The sequence below is a fragment of the Micromonospora sp. DSM 43699 genome, from assembly GCF_055517075.1.
In genome coordinates, this window is the sequence record NZ_JBTMMT010000028.1 from 20052 (window position 1) to 35810 (window position 15759).

The following is a 15759-nucleotide window of genomic DNA, read 5'->3' on the forward strand; positions in this document are numbered from 1 at the left end:
CGCGCGCCCATTTCGTGTTCGCGACTACTACCAGGCCACTGAGATCCGGGCGTGGCTGGGCGCGACTGGCGACACCTATATATTGAGCGATAACCCGCCGTTCGTCAAGTTCTCGCAGGCCGTAGATCATCTCCACGCCTACCCTGACCACTTACACCGGGGGCCGCAAGGCTCGGACACTCTCTGTCCGGACTTCTTGACTCTACGCCTTCGGAAACGGGTACGGTGACCCTGGACGCCTGTCCCGCCTTAACTCTTCCTTAGCCACGTTGCCGCTGTTGTCGTCGCCGCCGTAGCGTCACCCCGGCCCGCAACCGACCCGTGGAGGCGACAGGCGTGTACGGCTGGACCGATCCGAACGACCCGGACGCCGCATACCGACGGCCGCAGCCGTCGGCGGACGACCCGGCCTGGCTGACCGACCGCCCCGAGCCCCGCTCGGCGTACCTCTTCGGTGACGGGCCGGTGCAGGACGGGCCGGCGCAGCCGGACTCCGGTGCGGTCGACGCCTCCGCCCGGCACTTCGAGGACACGCCGGACCGTTGGGTCGACCCGGCCGGTCCGACCCCCTCCGCGTCGCCCGGGGAGCCCTGGGCCGATGTCCCGCGCGGCCAGCACCCGACGGAACCGACCGGGCAGTGGCGCCACGAGCAGGCTGGCCAGTGGTCGGCCGGGCCGACCGACCAGTGGCGGGACGAGCCGACCGGGCAGTGGACCGGTGGGCAGACCGGATCATGGCAGGGCGAACAGACCGGGTCGTGGCAGGACGAACAGACCGGGTCGTGGCAGGACGAACAGACCGGGTCGTGGCAGGACGAACAGGCCGGGCCGCAGGCGTACCGGGCCGCCGCCGTGCCGGTGCCCGCCGACCTCGACCGGGACGCCACCGCGCTCACCCCGGCGGTCGTGCCGGTCGGCGGGCGTCCGGTGGCGACCGACCGCACCCGGTCGCGCCGCCGGTCGAAGCGCCCGTTGCTCATCGGTGGGGCCGCCGCCGCGGCTACCCTGGTGGTGAGCCTGGGTATCGGCGCCCTGCTGCTGCCCGACGACGACGGGCCCGCCGACCGGGCCGCCCTCGACGAGCCGGTGGCCACCGCGCCGGTCATCCCGGACGCCGCGCCGAGCGCCACCACCGCCGCCCCGGCCTCCCCCAGCGCGTCACCGAGCCCGTCGACGGTGTCCCCGAGCCCGTCGCCGAGCCGGACCGCCACGCCGACCCCCACCCCGAGCCGGACCCAGGCGGCCTCCCGGCAGACCACCAGGGGTGGCGCCATCCCCACCGCGGCGACCACCACCCGGGCCGCGGTGAGCGGCGGCGGTGGCAGCCAGACCCAGCAGGTCGTCGACCTGGTCAACGCCGAGCGGGCCAAGGCCGGCTGCGCCGCCGTCACGGTGGACGACAAGCTGACCCTCGCCGCCCAACGGCACAGCCAGGACCAGGCCGACCACGAGAGCATGACGCACACCGGCAGCGACGGCAGCAACGCCGGCCAGCGGCTGGACCGGGCCGGCTACACCTGGCGCACCTACGGCGAGAACGTCGCCTGGAACCAGCAGACCCCGGCCGCGGTGATGGCCGCCTGGATGAACAGCTCCGGGCACCGGGCCAACATCCTCAACTGCGCGTTCACCGAGATCGGCGTCGGCGTGGCCAGCAGCAACGGGCCGTACTGGACGCAGGACTTCGCCGCCCCGCGCTGACCGGGGACGGCCACGCCCTCCGGTGACGACGTGACCGCGTCGTCACCGGAGGGCGTTCGTTTGACCGGGTGAGGAGTGCGGCGGGCACCGCACGGGACCCGGGAGCTGCCGATGCGGATCCGGCTGCCAGCGTCCGCGACGCGCGGCGGGTCGCCTGCCGCGTCCGCCCGGTCACCACACCGGCAGCCGGCCCGCCGGATGCTGCCGGCCGCCGTGGCACTCGCCCTGCTGACCCCGGTGTACGCCTGCCGTCCCGACCTCGGGCCGCCCGGCGCACCGACCCCCTGGCCGCCCGCCGCCGCCCCGCAGTGGCGGTGGCAGTGGCAGCTCACCGGGCCGGTCGACACCACCGTCGAGGCCGACGTGTTCCTCCTCGACCCGGTCCGGGTGAGCAGCGCCGAGACCGGGGCGCTGCGCCGGCGCGACCGGCGACTGGTCTGCCACGTCCCCGTCGGGACGTACGCCGGGACCGATCCGGACGCCGACCGCTACCCGGCGGCGGTCGGCGGCGGTGCGGCCGGGCGGCCCGGGAGCCGTTGGGTGGACGTCCGGCGGTGGGACCTGCTGCGTCCCGTCCTCGCCGACCGGTTCCGGCTCTGCCGGGGCAAGGGGTTCGGCGCGGTGGCCCTCGTCGACGCCGACGGGTACGCCCACCGGTCCGGCTTCCCGCTCGACTTCGACGACCAGTTGGCGTTCAACCGGCTGACGGCCGGGCTGGCCCGGGGGCTGGGCCTCTCCCCCGGCCTGGTCGGTGACGTCGGTCAGGTGGCCGCGCTCGCGCCGGACTTCGACTTCGCGGTCGACGAGGAGTGCGTCCGGCTGCGCCGCTGCGCCAAGCTGCTCCCCTTCGCCGACGCGCACAAGCCGGTCTTCCAGGTCGAGTACGCCGGTGACCCGGCCCGTTTCTGCGTGACCACGATCGGCTACGGCTTCGCCTCGATCCGCAAGAACCGCACCCTGGACGCCTGGCGCGAGCCCTGCCCCACCCCAGGGCAGCCGGCCGCCGGGGCGACCCCGAACCGGCTCCGGGTCACCCCCTGAGGGCACCCCGGGGGCGGGGCTGACAGCGGGGGCAACTGTACGACGACCGGTTCATGAACGCCTCCCGGCGGATCGGCGCACCGCAGCGGCGGCAGGGCTCGCCCTCCCGGCCGTAGACGTTCAACGACCTGTCGAAGTAGCCGCTCTCCCCGTTGACGTCGACGTACAGGTCGTCGAAGCTGGTGCCGCCCTGCTTGATCGCCTCGCCGAGGACGTCCCGCACGTGCCCGAGCAGCCGACCCGCAGCGGGGGCGGTCACCGCGTCGGTCGGCCGGGCACCGTGCAGCCCGGCCCGCCACAGCGCCTCGTCGGCGTAGATGTTGCCCACCCCGGAGAGCAGCGTCTGGTCCAGCAGGGCGCGCTTGACCTCCGTACGCCGGCGGCGCAGCGCGGCGACGAACCCGGCGTCGGAGAACTCCGGGTCCATCGGGTCGCGGGCGATGTGCGCGATCTCGGCGGGCAGCTCGGCCCCGCCCTCGCTGACCGCGAGCCCGCCGAACGTCCGCTGGTCGACGAAGCGCAGCTGCGGACCGTCGTCGGCGAACCGGAACCGGACCCGCAGGTGCAGCTCGTCGGCCGCCTCGGCCGGCTGGAGCAGCAGCTGCCCCGACATGCCCAGGTGGCCGACGAGGGCGTCACCGCTGTCCAGTGGCAGCCACAGGTACTTGCCCCGCCGTCGTACGTCGGTCACCGTCCGACCGGCCAGCACGTCGGCGAAGTGCGCCGCACCGGGGAGGTGCCGCCGGACGGCCCGGGGGTGACGTACCTCCACCGTCGCGATCCGCCGGCCGGTGACCCACTGGGCCAGCCCCTGCCGTACCGTCTCGACCTCGGGCAGCTCAGGCACGGCCCGACCCCACCTCGGCGGCCTCGTCCACCATCGGCTGCACGCCGTCGGGCTGCTCAGCGTCGGATGACACGGCGTCGGACCGGTCCCGCTCGGCCTGCGCGGTGAGTTCCCGCCAGGCCGCCTCGGCGGCCCGCTGCTCGGCCTCCTTCTTGCTGCGCCCCTCGGACCCGCCGTAACGGTTGCCGGCCACCACCACCCAGGCGGTGAAGGTCTTCAGGTGGTCCGGGCCGGTGCCCTCGATCCGGTACTCGGGCACCCCCAGGCCCAGCGCGGCGGTCAGCTCCTGGAGGCTGGTCTTCCAGTCCAGTGCGGCGCCCCGGCCCGCCGACTCGGCCATCAGCGGGTCGAAGAGCCGGTGGACGACGATCGCCGCGGTGTCCAGCCCGTACTGGAGGTAGATCGCGCCGAGCAGCGCCTCCAGGGTGTCGGCGAGGATGCTCGCCTTGTCCCGCCCGCCGGTGGTCTCCTCCCCCTTGCCGAGGAGCAGGTAGGCACCGAGCCCGTCCGGGCCTAGCCCCCGGGCCACGTCGGCCAGGGCGCGCATGTTGACCACGCTGGCCCGCAGCTTCGCCAGTTGCCCCTCGGGCAGGTCCGGGTGGTTGCGGAACAGCGCCGTGGTGATCACCACGCCGAGCACCGAGTCGCCGAGGAACTCCAGCCGCTCGTTGGTGGGCAGCCCGCCGTTCTCGTACGCGTACGACCGGTGGGTCAGCGCCCGCTCCAACAGCTCGGCGTCGAGTGTCACCCCGAACGCCCCCTCCAGATGGCTGACGGGCGAACGCCGCCGCTTGTCGTTGGTCATGTCCCTACCTCTGCTTCGTTCACGACTACGGGATACCCGGTCGGGTGACCGGCGGGCCGGGCCGGCGCGTCCCCGCGCTCCTGGTCGGTGCCGTCGTCGGCCGGGAGGGCGGCGAGCTGTTCCCGGACCCGGTCGGTGGCCCGGCGACGCCACAGGTGGGCGGCCAGGGCGATACCGGAGGCGACGTCGTCCGGGGTCGCCGCGCCGTGGCAGACCACCACGGTGCCGGCCACCCCGAGCAGGGCCGCCGCCCGTGGGGCGCCACCGCTTGCGGGCGGTCCCCCGGCCATCGCGTAAGCCCCCTCGATGGCCTTGAGCAGGACGTTACCGGTGAAGCCGTCGGTGACCACCACGTCGGCGTGGACGCCCAGCGTCACGTCGTACCCCTCGACCAGGCCGACGTAGCGGGCATCGCAGGGCAGCGGTGCGGCGGCGAGCAGCGGGTCGGCGGTCCGGCGCGGGCGGTCCCCCTTGCCGGCCTCGGTGCCCACCGAGAGCAGGCCGACCCGGGGCGCGTCGATGGCGTGCGCGACGGCGGCGAAGGCCGCACCCAGCGCGGCGTGGCGGACCAGGGTGGCAGGTCGGGGTTCCAGCGAGCCACCGACGTCGAGCAGGATCACCGGGCCGGAGACGGCCGGGAGGGTCGCCACCAGCGCGGGTCGGCGCACGTCGGCCCAGCGGCCGAAGCCGAGGGCGGCGGCGGAGACGGTGGCGCCGGTGGACCCGGCGGAGACGAGCGCGTCGGCAGCGCCGTCACGGACGGCGAAGACCGCCGCGCGCACGGTGCTGTCGGCACGGGGGGCGTGGTCGGCCGACCCGGCGGCGGTACGGGTCGCGCGGATCGTGATCCGGGTCCGTTGCGCCGGGGTCAGGGCGTCGACCACCCCGGCCGCGACCTCGGTCGGGCCGACGAGCAGCAGGTGCAGGTCCGGGTCGGCGCGCACCGCCCGCAGAGCGCCGTCAACCACGACGGCGGGAGCATCGTCCCCGCCGAGGAGGTCAACGGCGATCCGCGCGGTGCCCGGCTCCGTCGCCACGCCGGCCGGAGCAGGCCGGTCGGCGTCGGACGGAGCCGGGGCACCGGGCGATCGTCTGGGTGCGCGCGCCACCCGACCCGTGGTCGGGGGTGTCACTCGGCGTCCAGGTCAGACCTCGAGAACCTGGCGGCCGTTGTACGTGCCGCATACGGAGCACGCCGCGTGCGGCAGCTTGGGGGACTTGCACTGCGGGCAGGCCACGGTCGCGACCACAGCCGCCTTCCAGTTCGCCCGGCGGGACCGGGTGTTGCTGCGCGACATCTTGCGCTTCGGGACGGCCACGGTTCCTACTCCTCTGTACGGTTCAGTTGCGACAGGCTCGCCCAACGCGGGTCGATCTGCTGGTGGCTGTGATCGGCCGGCAGATCGTCCCAGTGCACCCCGCATTCGGGGCACAGCCCTGGGCAGTCCTCCCGGCAGAGCGGGTTGGTCGGCAGCGTGAGCACCACCGCGTCCCGCAGCGCCGGCTCCAGGTCGATCAGATCGTCCTGCATCCGGCCCACCTCGTCCTCGTCGGTCGTGATGTCCGTGGTGCTGTTCTCGTACGCGTACAGCTCCTGGACGTTCACGGCCACCGAGTAGTCGATCGCGCGCAGGCAACGGCCGCACTCGCCCTGGACGGGACCGGTGACGGTCCCGGAGACGAGCACGCCCTCGGACACCGACTCCAACCTCAGGTCGAGGTCGAGGTCCGCGCCCGCCGGCACGCCGATCAACTCCACGCCGAGGTCCGCCGGTGCCGGCACGACCCGCCGAAGCGTACGCAACGCACCAGGGCGACGCGGCAGATCCCTCGTGTCGAGGACCAGCGGCGCCTTGGGGTTGAGTGATGAAGGCGAGTGTTTGGGCATAGTCAGACTCCGGCCGGTGAGAGGCCGACAAAAAAGGTTACCTGGGCGACCGCCGGATCGTCGAACCGGGGGCGACGCCCGACCAGTCCGTCGGTGCGATGAGGTGCCGCTCAGAAGGGTAGCGGGCGTTCCGCCTCGTCCCCACCGAAGGTGCCGATCTCCCGCAGCGCGTGCATCTTGTCCCGCCCGCGCTCGATCGACGCCAGCGCCCGGGTGAGGAACTGCTCGAAGTTCGCCAGCGCGGTGTCGACGTAGTCGTCGACCTCGTCACGCAGCCGCTGCGCCTCGGCGCGGGCCTCGGCGATGATCCGCGCCCCCTCGTGCTCGGCGGAGACCGTGATCTCGTTCACCGACACCAGTCGGGCGTGTTCCGCCTCACCCTCGCTGATGATCCGGTCGGCCTCCCGCTTGCCGGCGTCCATGATCTTGTCCCGCTCCTCCAGGAGGGCGGCGGCACGGCGCAGGTCGGCGGGGAGATCGGCGCGCATCTCGTCGAGGGCGGCGATCATCTCGCCCCGGTCGACCATGCAGTTGTTGCGCGACATCGGGACGGAGCGCGCCTGCTCCACCATGGCGATCAGTTCGTCGATGCGATCGAGCGGGTCCACCGGTACCTCACTCCTGTCGTTCGTCGGCCGACCTACATGATGCGGCCTGCGCCCGGCTTCGGCGCTGCACCACATGATGTCGTGCCCCGGCCACCACCGCCGCCACCACCCCGGCCCGACGCGCCGCCCGCTGCCGGACGACGGTCAGGGACGGGGGACGGTGAGCCGGGCCGCAAGCGCCTGTCGGACGGTCTCGGGGACGTGGGAGGAGACGTCGCCACCCCACTTGGCCACGTCCTTCACCAGGCTGGAGGAGAGGAACGAGTAGAGCGGGTTGGTCGGCATGAACAGCGTCTCCACGCCGGCCAGGCCGATGTTCATCTGGGCCATCTGCAGCTCGTAGTCGAAGTCGCTGACCGCCCGCAGGCCCTTGATCAGCACGCTCGCCTCCTGCGCCCGGCAGAAGTCGACGAGCAGGCCACGGAAGGACTCGACCCGCACGTTGCCGTATGAGGAGGTCACCTCGCGGAGCATGTCGATCCGCTCCTCGACGGTGAACAGGCCGCTCTTGGACTGGTTCACCAGCACGCCCACGATCACCTCGTCGAAGAGCCGACTGGCCCGTCCGACGATGTCGAGGTGTCCGTTGGTGACCGGGTCGAACGAGCCGGGACACACCGCACGTCTCATGATCGGCGACCGTACCAAAGAGTGGTCTCGCCGTAACGCCGGCTGCGGTCGGCGGTGATGCCCCGCACCCATTCCAACGGTCCACCGCGGGTGGACCGTTCGACCACCACCAGCGCGTCGGGGGCGAGCCAGGCGTGGTCGACCAGGGCGGCCAGCAGCGCGGTGATCTCGTCGTCCGGCACCGCGTAGGGGGGGTCGGCGAAGACCACGTCGTACGGCTCGCCGCCGGGACCTGCCGTGAGTACCGCGGCCACCTTGCCGGCCACCAGCCGGGCGGCCGGGGCGGCGCGGAGCACGGCGACGTTCTCCCGGATCACCCGGGCGGCCCGGGGATCGGACTCGACGAGCAACACGTGCCCGGCACCCCGGGACAACGCCTCCAGCCCGACCGCGCCGGAGCCGGCGTACAGGTCGGCGAAGCGCGCGCCGACCAGGTCCACCTCGGTGGCGACGGCGCTGAAGAGCGCCTCCCGCACCCGGTCGGAGGTGGGTCGGGTGCCGGCGCCGGCGGGTGCGGCGATCCGCCGGCCACCGAGCGTGCCGGCCACGATCCGGGTCATGGTCTCCCCCTGTCCATGTCTGTGACGCTACGCGACGGGCGGACCGTCCGATCCATTCACCTTCGTGTTCAAGTGATCACTTCCTGTACATGAATGATCTCAAATACATAACAAGCTCTTCGGTGCCAGCTGTGCGCTGTGCCCGGATCGGCGAGCCCACTAGGGTCTGCCCGGTGCCGGTGCCGCTCCGCCGGCCGGGGCGCCGGGAGGCGCCGTCGCGGCGCTCCGCACGCGCACCGCGACCTGGCAACGCCACCCCCCGCCGCACCCCTGACGCATCTTCACCCCGGGAGTACGCGTGATCCGTCCCCAGCTGTCGCTCCGGCGACCGCTCGCCGTGACCGCCGCCGCCCTGGCTGGCCTGGCCACGGTCCTTGCCTGCACCGCTCCGGCGAGTGCCAGCCCGGCCTCGCCGTCCCCGACGGCCACGGCCACCCCGACGGCCACGGCCACGGCCACACCGAGCGCGACGGCCACCACCCCGTCGGACGAGCCGACCGCGCCGTCCTGCGTCGCCGCCGCCGACGCGCGCTACACGCACACCTTCGACGGCCCAGCGGGCAAGGCCTCGATCACCCTGACCAACGGCCCTCTCTGCCGGGGCGAGGAGCAGGAACTCGCCCTGGTGTCGTACGTGACGCCGTCGGCGAAGTTCGCCGTGCCGCAGTACGTGCTCGACAAGTCGATCAAGAAGTTCACCGGGGTGGCCCCGGGTGAGCTGGGGGTGGCCACCCTCGACTTCGCCGTCGAGGTGCCGAACTGCTACACCCAGGTCGACTTCGTCTTCGGCAGCAAGCTGATCGACCCGCTGACCGACACCAGCGACCGGTACGGCGACCGCAAGGTCGGCAGCCCGTCCGGCATCGGCGCCCGCTCCACCGGCCCGCGCGCCTGGTACAACGGCGGCTCGGGCACCTGCTCGGCGGCGCCCGAGGTGATCGCCGAGTCCGACTGCGACGGCAACGTCGAGCTGACCCTGGTCAACCGCAGCGGCAACGCCGAGGCGACGTTCACCATCACCGGCAGTGGTGGCTTCACCGAGAAGGTGACCGTCCCGCTTCGCAAGATCGAGACCCGGAAGCTCAGCGCCGGGGAGGCGCAGGAGATCACCGTGGCCGCCCCGGGCATGAAGGACTTCACCGGCGGCTGGCAGAAGCCGGCGGACTGCCAGCAGCCCGAGGTGGGCACGCCTGACGCCAGCTACGAATCCGACTGCGACAAGATGATCTTCCGGATCAGCAACCCGGAGGACGGCGCCCCGCTGACCTCCGTCTTCACCCCCAACAAGGGTGAGCCGAAGAAGCTGACCGTCGAGCCCGGCCGGACCGGCACGGTCAGCTTCCCGGCCAACAAGGGCCTCACCGTCACCGTCACCGGCGACCTCGACTCCGGCGGCCCGCTCAAGTGGGAGCAGCCGAAGGACTGCCCGTCCACGGGCGGCGGCAGCGGCGGGGGCGACCAGGACGGCGGCCTCCCGGTGACCGGCGCGGCGGCCGGTGCCATCGCGGCCGGCGCTGCCACCCTGCTGGCAGCCGGCGTGGTGCTCTTCTTCGTCGCCCGACGCCGACGGATCCGCTTCACCGTCTGACCGCAACACGCCTGACCCGTACCACGACGTAGGCGCGTGCCGACTACCCGGTCGGCACGCGCCTGCGTCGTGTGGCCCCGCAGCCGTCGCCCCGCCGGACGGTGGATGAGAGACGTCGCCCCGCCGGACGGTGGGGTGTCGAGAGCCAGGGGTCGCTTCTGGCACGTCGGTGGGTCGGGCGTCATTGCCCGGTGCTGCGGGATCCCCGACGCACCACCTCCGGCACTGTCCGAAGCCGAACCGAACCGAGCCGAGCCAATTCGATTGCCGATCCGATGGTGGCCGTGCTGGTGCTGGTGCCGCTGCTGGTCGTCGCGCAGGGACAGCGTTCCTTGCCGATCCGATTGCCGATCCGATTGCCGACGCGGTCGCCGACGCCTACAGCCGCTCCGGCCATCACCGGCCCCCACCGGGGGCACCGTTACCCCGTCGGTGTCCTGTAGAGCTGATGACGTTAACGAGTCACCCTCCGGACCACCGGACCACCGAACCGAACAGGACCAACAGGCGGGACTAGATCGAAGGCCCATACCCGACCGAGCCAGAACGGGCCGAGCCGAGCTAAATCGAGCCGAGCCAAGCCAGGCCAGGCCGGCCAGGCCGAACCAAGCCAAGCCGGACCGAGCCGGACCGAGCCGGACCGAGCCGAGCCGGGCCGGGCCGGGCCGGGCCGGGCCGCGCTAGTGGTGGGCAACACCGTTGCGTTAGGGGGAACGGCTGTTCGTCAACCACCGCTGCCTCGCCGATCATGGAGTTGTGGTGGGCAACAGAACGCCCGTAAACCCCCAAAGTCGGCACCACAACTCCATGATCGCCAAGCGGGCCCACCCCGCTCCCCGATCGGGCACTTCCTGTCCCGGGTTGACCAGCCGCCCACGGCGTTAACGCAACGGTGTTGTAGTGGTGGGTGGTGTGTGATCCGTTAACGTCATCAGCTCCAAAGGACGCGGATGTACCAAGCGTCGCTGCCCTCAGTAACGATGTGCTTCGACCGGCTAACCCGCCCTGAGCAGGGCAGCGATTGCCATTCACTAACTGTGCAGGTTGTCACACGGCGCGAGCGGGACCGGACCGCCCCGGAGCATGGTCGAGCAGCCCGGAGCAGAACCCGGCAACGCAGGGAAGCACCCCGCCGCACAGAGCGTCGCCGAGCAGCTCGCCGCCCAAAAGGAGCAGCGCAGACCACGGGCGACGCAGACCACGGGCGACGCAGACCACGGCACGGGCACGGCGGGGCGGGGGGTGGGTCAGCCCTTCTCCAGGTACTCCGCGCGCTCCTCGTCGACCAGGGCGGCGACCGAGGCCGCCAGCGCCGGGTGACGCGTCAGCTCCGGGTCCTCCTCGACCAGGGTGAGCGCCTCGGCGCGGGCGTCGCGGATCAGGTCGGCGTCGCGGAGCAGGGACAGCAACCGCAGGTGCGAGCGGTGGCCGGACTGGGTCGCCCCCAGCACGTCGCCCTCCCTGCGCTGTTCCAGATCCAGCTCGGCCAGCTTGAACCCGTCGGTGGTGGAGGCGACCGCGTCCAACCGCTCGCGCGCCGACGAACCCTCGGCCGCCTCGCTCACCAGCAGGCAGAGCCCGGGTGCCGAGCCCCGACCGACCCGGCCACGGAGCTGGTGCAGCTGCGAGACACCGAACCGGTCGGCGTCCAGCACGATCATCACGGTGGCGTTGGGCACGTTGACGCCGACCTCCACCACAGTGGTGGCGACCAGCACGTCCAGCTTGCCGTCGGCGAAGGAGCGCATCACCGCGTCCTTCTCGTCGGCGGGCAGCCGGCCGTGCAGGACGCCGATCCGCAGCCCGTGCAGCGGCCCCTCGGCGAGCAGCGGCGCCACCTCGGTCACCGCCAGCGGCGGCCGCCGCCCGTTGTCGTCCTCCCGGGGCGGCTCCTCCTCGACTGCCGGCCCCTCACCGATCCGCGGACAGACCACGTACGCCTGGTGGCCGGCGTCGACCTCCTCGCGCACCCGCCGCCAGGCCCGGTCCAGGAAGGCCGGCTTCTCGGCCGCCGGTACCACGTGCGAGGCGATCGGGGACCGTCCCTGCGGCAACTGGGACAGGGTGGACGTCTCCAGGTCGCCGTAGACGGTCATCGCCACCGTGCGCGGGATCGGGGTGGCCGTCATCACCAGCACGTGCGGCGGCTGGTCGGCCTTGGACCGCAGGGCGTCGCGCTGCTCCACGCCGAAGCGGTGCTGCTCGTCGACCACCACCAGGCCCAGGTCGGCGAAGTCGACCCCCTCGTAGAGCAGGGCGTGGGTGCCGAGCACGATGCCGGCCCGCCCCTCGGCGACCTCCGCGAGGGCCCGGCGGCGGGCCGCCGCGCCCAGCGAGCCGGTGACCAGCTCCACCCGGGTCGCGTCGTCGGCCGCGCCCAGCTCACCGGCCTGGGCAAGCGGGCCGAGCAGGTCGAGCATGCCCCGGTGGTGCTGGGCGGCGAGCACCTCGGTCGGGGCGAGCAGCGCCGCCTGGCCGCCCGCGTCGACCACCTGGAGCATCGCCCGCAGGGCCACCACCGTCTTGCCGGAACCGACCTCACCCTGCAACAGCCGGTGCATCGGGTGCGGCTCGGCCAGGTCGGCGGCGATCTCGACGGCGACGTCCCGCTGGCCGGAGGTCAGCTCGTAGGGCAGCCGGGCGTCGAACGCGTCGAGCAGGCCGCCCGCCTTCGCCGGGCGCGGCCTCGCCGGCCAGGACGCCGCCCGCAGCTTGCGCTGCACCAGGGTCAGCTGTACGGCGAACGCCTCGTCCCACTTGAGTCGGCGGCGGGCCCGGTAGAGCTCCTCCTTGCTGGACGGTCGGTGGATCTCGCGTAGCGCGGTGCCGATGCCGACCAGTTTCCGGCCGACCCGCAGCTCCGTCGGCAGCGGATCGTCCGGCGGGGTGACGGTGTCCAGCACCACCCGGACGCAGCGGGCGATAACCCAGGTCGGCACGGCCGCTGCGGCCGGGTAGACCGGAATCAGCGCCCCGGCGAACTCCTCGACCTCCTCGGAGGCCGCCACCTCACCCTCGCCCCCTTCGCCGAGCAGGACGTACTCCGGGCCGTTGAGCTGCCGTCTGCCCCGGAACTCGGTGACCTTGCCGGCGAACAGCCCCCACCGGCCGGGCCGAAGCTCCCGCTCCCGCCACGCCTGGCTGCCGAAGAAGGTCAGGGTCAGCGTCCCGCCGGAGTTGTCACCGACGGTCACCTCCAGCAGGTTGCCCCGACGCTGCCGCATCGGTCGTACCGCCGTGCGTTGCACCTGGGCCAGCACGGTGACCTGCTCTCCGACGTCCAGCGAGCGGATGTCGGTGTGCTCGCCGCGCTCGTCGTAGCGGCGTGGGAAGTGGTACATCAGGTCACCGGCGGTGTGCAGGTCGAGGTGGCCGGCGAGCGCCTTGGCGGTCTTCTCCCCGACCAGCTTCTTGAGCGCGGTGTCCACCGTGGCCGGTTCGGCCGTCGTCATTCGACCCCCACCAGGAGCGGATAGTACGGTTGCCCACCCGGGTACGCCTGCACCTCGACGAAGGGCCAGCGCCGGCTCACGTGCTCCCGGACCGCCTCGACGAGACCGGTCGGGGCGTCCGCGCCGGTGAGCAGGGTGACCAGCTCGCCGCCGCCGCCGAGCATCCGGTCGACCATGGCCGCGCAGGTGTCGACCAGGTCGCTGCCGATCAGGTGGACCTCGCCCTCGACCAGGGCCAGCACGTCACCGGGGCGGCACGGGCCGGCGACGGTCAGCGCCTCCCGGCTGGCGTGGCACACCTCGGCGTACCGGCAGGCGCCGGCGGCCTCGGCCATCGCGATGACGTCGTCTTCGAACCGGCGCTGCGGGTCCCGGACGGCGAGGGCGGCGAGCGCCTGCACCGGCGAACGGGTCGGCACCACGCTCACCTTCACTCCGAGCCGGTGCGCCTCCCTGGCGGCGGCGCTCGCCACGGCCTGGGTGTTCGGGTCGTTGGGGAGCACCACCACCCGGGCGGCGGCGGTGGCCCGGATCGCGTCCAGCAGCTCACCGGTGGACGGGTTGCCCGGCACCACTGTCGCCCCCTCGGCACCGAACAGCTCGGCGATGCCGTCGCCGGCCGCGACCACCACGGCCGCCCGCCCGTCGGCGGCGGTGGGACCGGGCGCGGGGGCCGGCGCAGCCTGCTCGGCCGGCGCGTGGTGCTCGGCGAACCGGGTCACCGAGATCCGGTACGGCCGGCCGGCGACCACCCCGGCCTCGACCGCCGCCCCGACGTCATTGACGTGGACGTGGACGTTCCAGGTGGTGGACTCGGCGGGTGAGCCGCCGTCCCCGACCACCACCAGCGAGTCGCCAAGCGTGGCCAGTTCGGCGCGCATCCGGGTCACCGCCTCGTGCGGGGCGTCGAGGAGGAACTGCACCTCGTAGGCGTACTCGGTGGAGCCGGTCTCCCGGACGGCGGTCAGCGGCGGGCGGACCGTGCGGGTCACCGGCGTCGGCCGGGGTGGGATCTCCCCCGTGACCACCTCGACCAGCGCGTCGAGCAGCAGGCAGAGCCCCCGGCCGCCGGCGTCGACCACGCCGGCGCGGGCCAGCGCGGGCAACTGCTCGGGGGTACGGGCCAACGCGCGGGCGGCCTCACCGGCGGCGGCCCGGGTCACCGTGCGCAGGTCGTCGCTGTCGGCCTGCTCGGCGGCGGTCGCGGCGGCGGCGACCACGCTGAGCACCGTGCCCTCGACCGGCCGGGCCACCGCGGCGTAGGCGGCGGTGGTGGCGTCGCGCAACGCGGCAGCCAGCGCCCGGCCGGCGACTGCGGGTACGACGCCGAGGGCGTCGGCGAGGCCGCGCAGGATCTGCGAGAGGATCACCCCGGAGTTGCCCCGGGCGCCGAGCAGCGCTCCCCGGGCCATCAGCCGCAACGCGTGCCCGTGCGCGGTGTTGCCGTCCTCCGGCAGGGTGCCGAGGTCCATCGCCAGCGCCTGCTGGGCCGAGGTGAGGGTGAGCACGAGGTTGGTGCCGGTGTCCCCGTCGGGGACGGGGTAGACGTTGAGGTCGTCGATCTCGCCCTGGTGCCGACGCAGGACCGCGAGGCCGCTCGCGCACCAGCGGCGTACCGCGGCGTCGTCGAGGGTGTCCAGCACGGCCAGAAGCCTACTGGCGGCGACCGACACCCGCCGGGGTCGCCCGGCGTGTCCCCGCGCCGGTCGGCGGAGACGCGCGCCGGCCGGCGGAGGCACCCGGGACGGTGACCGGGCGCACACCGCAAGCGGCTACGGCGGGCCGGGACGGGCCGGTTGGGCCGGCCCGGGGTCCATCGGGTAACCTGGCCAGGTTGTCCGGGCAGCGCCTGCCGGCGACCTCATGAACGTATCAATCTCAGGAGTATCCCGTGGCTAGCGTGTGCGACGTCTGTGGCAAGGGACCGGGCTTCGGCCACAACGTGTCCCACTCGCACCGGCGGACCAACCGCCGCTGGAACCCGAACATCCAGTCGGTGCGTACCCCGGCCGGTGGTGGCAACACCAAGAAGCTCCAGGTCTGCACCTCGTGCATCAAGGCCGGCAAGGTCACCCGCGCCTGACCCGGTAGCACCTCCACCGCTTCAGCTTCGACGATACCGGCGGGCCACGACGGCCCGCCGGTATCGTCGTGTGCCCGTGTCCGGCGGCGGTCAGAGCACCCGGCCGAACGACAGGCAGCCGGGGGCGTCGGCGTAGTAGCCGAAGTTGGGGATCCGCTCGTATCCCGCCGAGGTGTACAGGGCGATCGCCTCGGGCTGCCGGTCACCGCACTCCAGGATGATCCGCTTGCGTCCGTGCCGGCGGGCCGAGTCCTCGACGGCGGTCAGCACCGCGCGGGCCACCCCGCGCCCCCGGACGGCCGGGGCGGTGTACATCCGCTTCAACTCGGCGTCGTCGTCGCCGTGACTGCGCCACCCCGCGCAGCCCACCGGCTCGCCGTCGAGGCGGGCGACGAGGAAGTCGCCGTGCGGCGGCGCGAACTCGGTCGGGTCGACGGGGGTCTCGTCGCCGTTGCCTCCGTACCGGACGCCCAGGTCGGCCAGGGTCGCCCGGATCAGCGTCTGCGCCACCGGCGCGTCGAAGCCGAGCGGGCGGATCTCGATCTCACTCACGGGT

15 protein-coding genes are annotated in these 15759 nt (G+C 73.3%); 4 read left to right on the forward strand and 11 right to left on the reverse strand.

Annotated features, from left to right (window positions below; genetic code table 11):
• Positions 1-336: 336 nt before the first annotated feature.
• Positions 337-1701, forward strand: a complete 1365-nt coding sequence (locus AC0AIB_RS15890; RefSeq protein ID WP_465096963.1) for a CAP domain-containing protein — start codon at positions 337-339, stop codon at positions 1699-1701.
• 111 nt (positions 1702-1812) lie between these two features.
• On the forward strand, positions 1813-2742 hold the full coding sequence (locus AC0AIB_RS15895) for an endo alpha-1,4 polygalactosaminidase (protein ID WP_465096964.1): 930 nt from the start codon (positions 1813-1815) through the stop codon (positions 2740-2742).
• On the opposite strand, the gene mutM is transcribed toward AC0AIB_RS15895, so the two are convergent.
• From mutM to rsmD, 8 genes are all read right to left on the reverse strand, one after another.
• A complete protein-coding gene (mutM, locus tag AC0AIB_RS15900) occupies positions 2732-3589 on the reverse strand; it encodes a bifunctional DNA-formamidopyrimidine glycosylase/DNA-(apurinic or apyrimidinic site) lyase (RefSeq protein ID WP_328339153.1) in 858 nt (285 codons plus the stop codon). The genes AC0AIB_RS15895 and mutM overlap by 11 nt on opposite strands.
• Positions 3582-4394, reverse strand: coding sequence for a ribonuclease III (rnc, locus tag AC0AIB_RS15905; RefSeq protein WP_328339155.1), 813 nt, complete (start codon positions 4392-4394; stop codon positions 3582-3584). The genes mutM and rnc overlap by 8 nt, the downstream gene beginning before the upstream one ends.
• Positions 4391-5431 (reverse strand): phosphate acyltransferase PlsX, encoded by a 1041-nt coding sequence (locus tag AC0AIB_RS15910; protein WP_465096965.1) that lies wholly within the window; start codon positions 5429-5431, stop codon positions 4391-4393. The genes rnc and AC0AIB_RS15910 overlap by 4 nt, the downstream gene beginning before the upstream one ends.
• A gap of 108 nt (positions 5432-5539) precedes the next feature.
• Positions 5540-5713, reverse strand: a complete 174-nt coding sequence (gene rpmF / locus AC0AIB_RS15915; protein ID WP_088646032.1) for a 50S ribosomal protein L32 — start codon at positions 5711-5713, stop codon at positions 5540-5542.
• Between the two features lie 5 nt (positions 5714-5718).
• The gene (locus tag AC0AIB_RS15920; RefSeq protein WP_328339162.1) at positions 5719-6282 is read right to left on the reverse strand and encodes a YceD family protein; all 564 of its coding nucleotides are present in this window, start codon (positions 6280-6282) and stop codon (positions 5719-5721) included.
• Positions 6283-6392: 110 nt separating this feature from the next.
• A complete protein-coding gene (locus AC0AIB_RS15925; RefSeq protein ID WP_328339164.1) occupies positions 6393-6890 on the reverse strand; it encodes an SPFH domain-containing protein in 498 nt (165 codons plus the stop codon).
• Positions 6891-7034: 144 nt separating this feature from the next.
• Positions 7035-7520 (reverse strand): pantetheine-phosphate adenylyltransferase, encoded by a 486-nt coding sequence (coaD, locus tag AC0AIB_RS15930; RefSeq protein ID WP_328339166.1) that lies wholly within the window; start codon positions 7518-7520, stop codon positions 7035-7037.
• The gene (gene rsmD / locus AC0AIB_RS15935) at positions 7517-8080 is read right to left on the reverse strand and encodes a 16S rRNA (guanine(966)-N(2))-methyltransferase RsmD (protein ID WP_328339168.1); all 564 of its coding nucleotides are present in this window, start codon (positions 8078-8080) and stop codon (positions 7517-7519) included. The genes coaD and rsmD overlap by 4 nt, the downstream gene beginning before the upstream one ends.
• Positions 8081-8378: 298 nt before the next feature.
• On the opposite strand from rsmD, the gene AC0AIB_RS15940 reads away from it, so the two are divergent.
• A complete protein-coding gene (locus tag AC0AIB_RS15940) occupies positions 8379-9668 on the forward strand; it encodes a cell wall anchor protein (protein WP_465096966.1) in 1290 nt (429 codons plus the stop codon).
• Positions 9669-10915: 1247 nt separating this feature from the next.
• Here AC0AIB_RS15940 and recG read toward each other — a convergent pair.
• Both recG and AC0AIB_RS15950 read right to left on the reverse strand, forming a co-directional pair.
• Positions 10916-13120, reverse strand: a complete 2205-nt coding sequence (recG, locus tag AC0AIB_RS15945) for an ATP-dependent DNA helicase RecG (protein WP_328339172.1) — start codon at positions 13118-13120, stop codon at positions 10916-10918.
• A complete protein-coding gene (locus AC0AIB_RS15950; protein ID WP_328339174.1) occupies positions 13117-14763 on the reverse strand; it encodes a DAK2 domain-containing protein in 1647 nt (548 codons plus the stop codon). Before AC0AIB_RS15950 ends, recG begins: the two co-directional genes overlap by 4 nt.
• 248 nt (positions 14764-15011) lie before the next feature.
• Between AC0AIB_RS15950 and rpmB the strand changes: the two genes are divergently transcribed.
• The gene (gene rpmB / locus AC0AIB_RS15955) at positions 15012-15203 is read left to right on the forward strand and encodes a 50S ribosomal protein L28 (RefSeq protein WP_007456456.1); all 192 of its coding nucleotides are present in this window, start codon (positions 15012-15014) and stop codon (positions 15201-15203) included.
• Positions 15204-15293: 90 nt separating this feature from the next.
• Here rpmB and AC0AIB_RS15960 read toward each other — a convergent pair whose 3' ends face one another.
• Complete coding sequence (locus AC0AIB_RS15960; RefSeq protein WP_328339176.1) at positions 15294-15755, reverse strand: GNAT family N-acetyltransferase; 462 nt, start codon at positions 15753-15755, stop codon at positions 15294-15296.
• Positions 15756-15759 lie beyond the last annotated feature (4 nt).

Excerpts from the sequence above, each read along its gene's own strand:
- AC0AIB_RS15895 (WP_465096964.1), top strand. The coding sequence starts at position 1,813 with ATGCGGATCCGGCTGCCAGCGTCCGCGACGCGCGGCGGGTCGCCTGCC.
- rnc (WP_328339155.1), bottom strand. The coding sequence starts at position 4,394 with ATGACCAACGACAAGCGGCGGCGTTCGCCCGTCAGCCATCTGGAGGGG.
- AC0AIB_RS15920 (WP_328339162.1), bottom strand. The coding sequence starts at position 6,282 with ATGCCCAAACACTCGCCTTCATCACTCAACCCCAAGGCGCCGCTGGTC.
- coaD (WP_328339166.1), bottom strand. The coding sequence starts at position 7,520 with ATGAGACGTGCGGTGTGTCCCGGCTCGTTCGACCCGGTCACCAACGGA.
- rsmD (WP_328339168.1), bottom strand. The coding sequence starts at position 8,080 with ATGACCCGGATCGTGGCCGGCACGCTCGGTGGCCGGCGGATCGCCGCA.
- recG (WP_328339172.1), bottom strand. The coding sequence starts at position 13,120 with ATGACGACGGCCGAACCGGCCACGGTGGACACCGCGCTCAAGAAGCTG.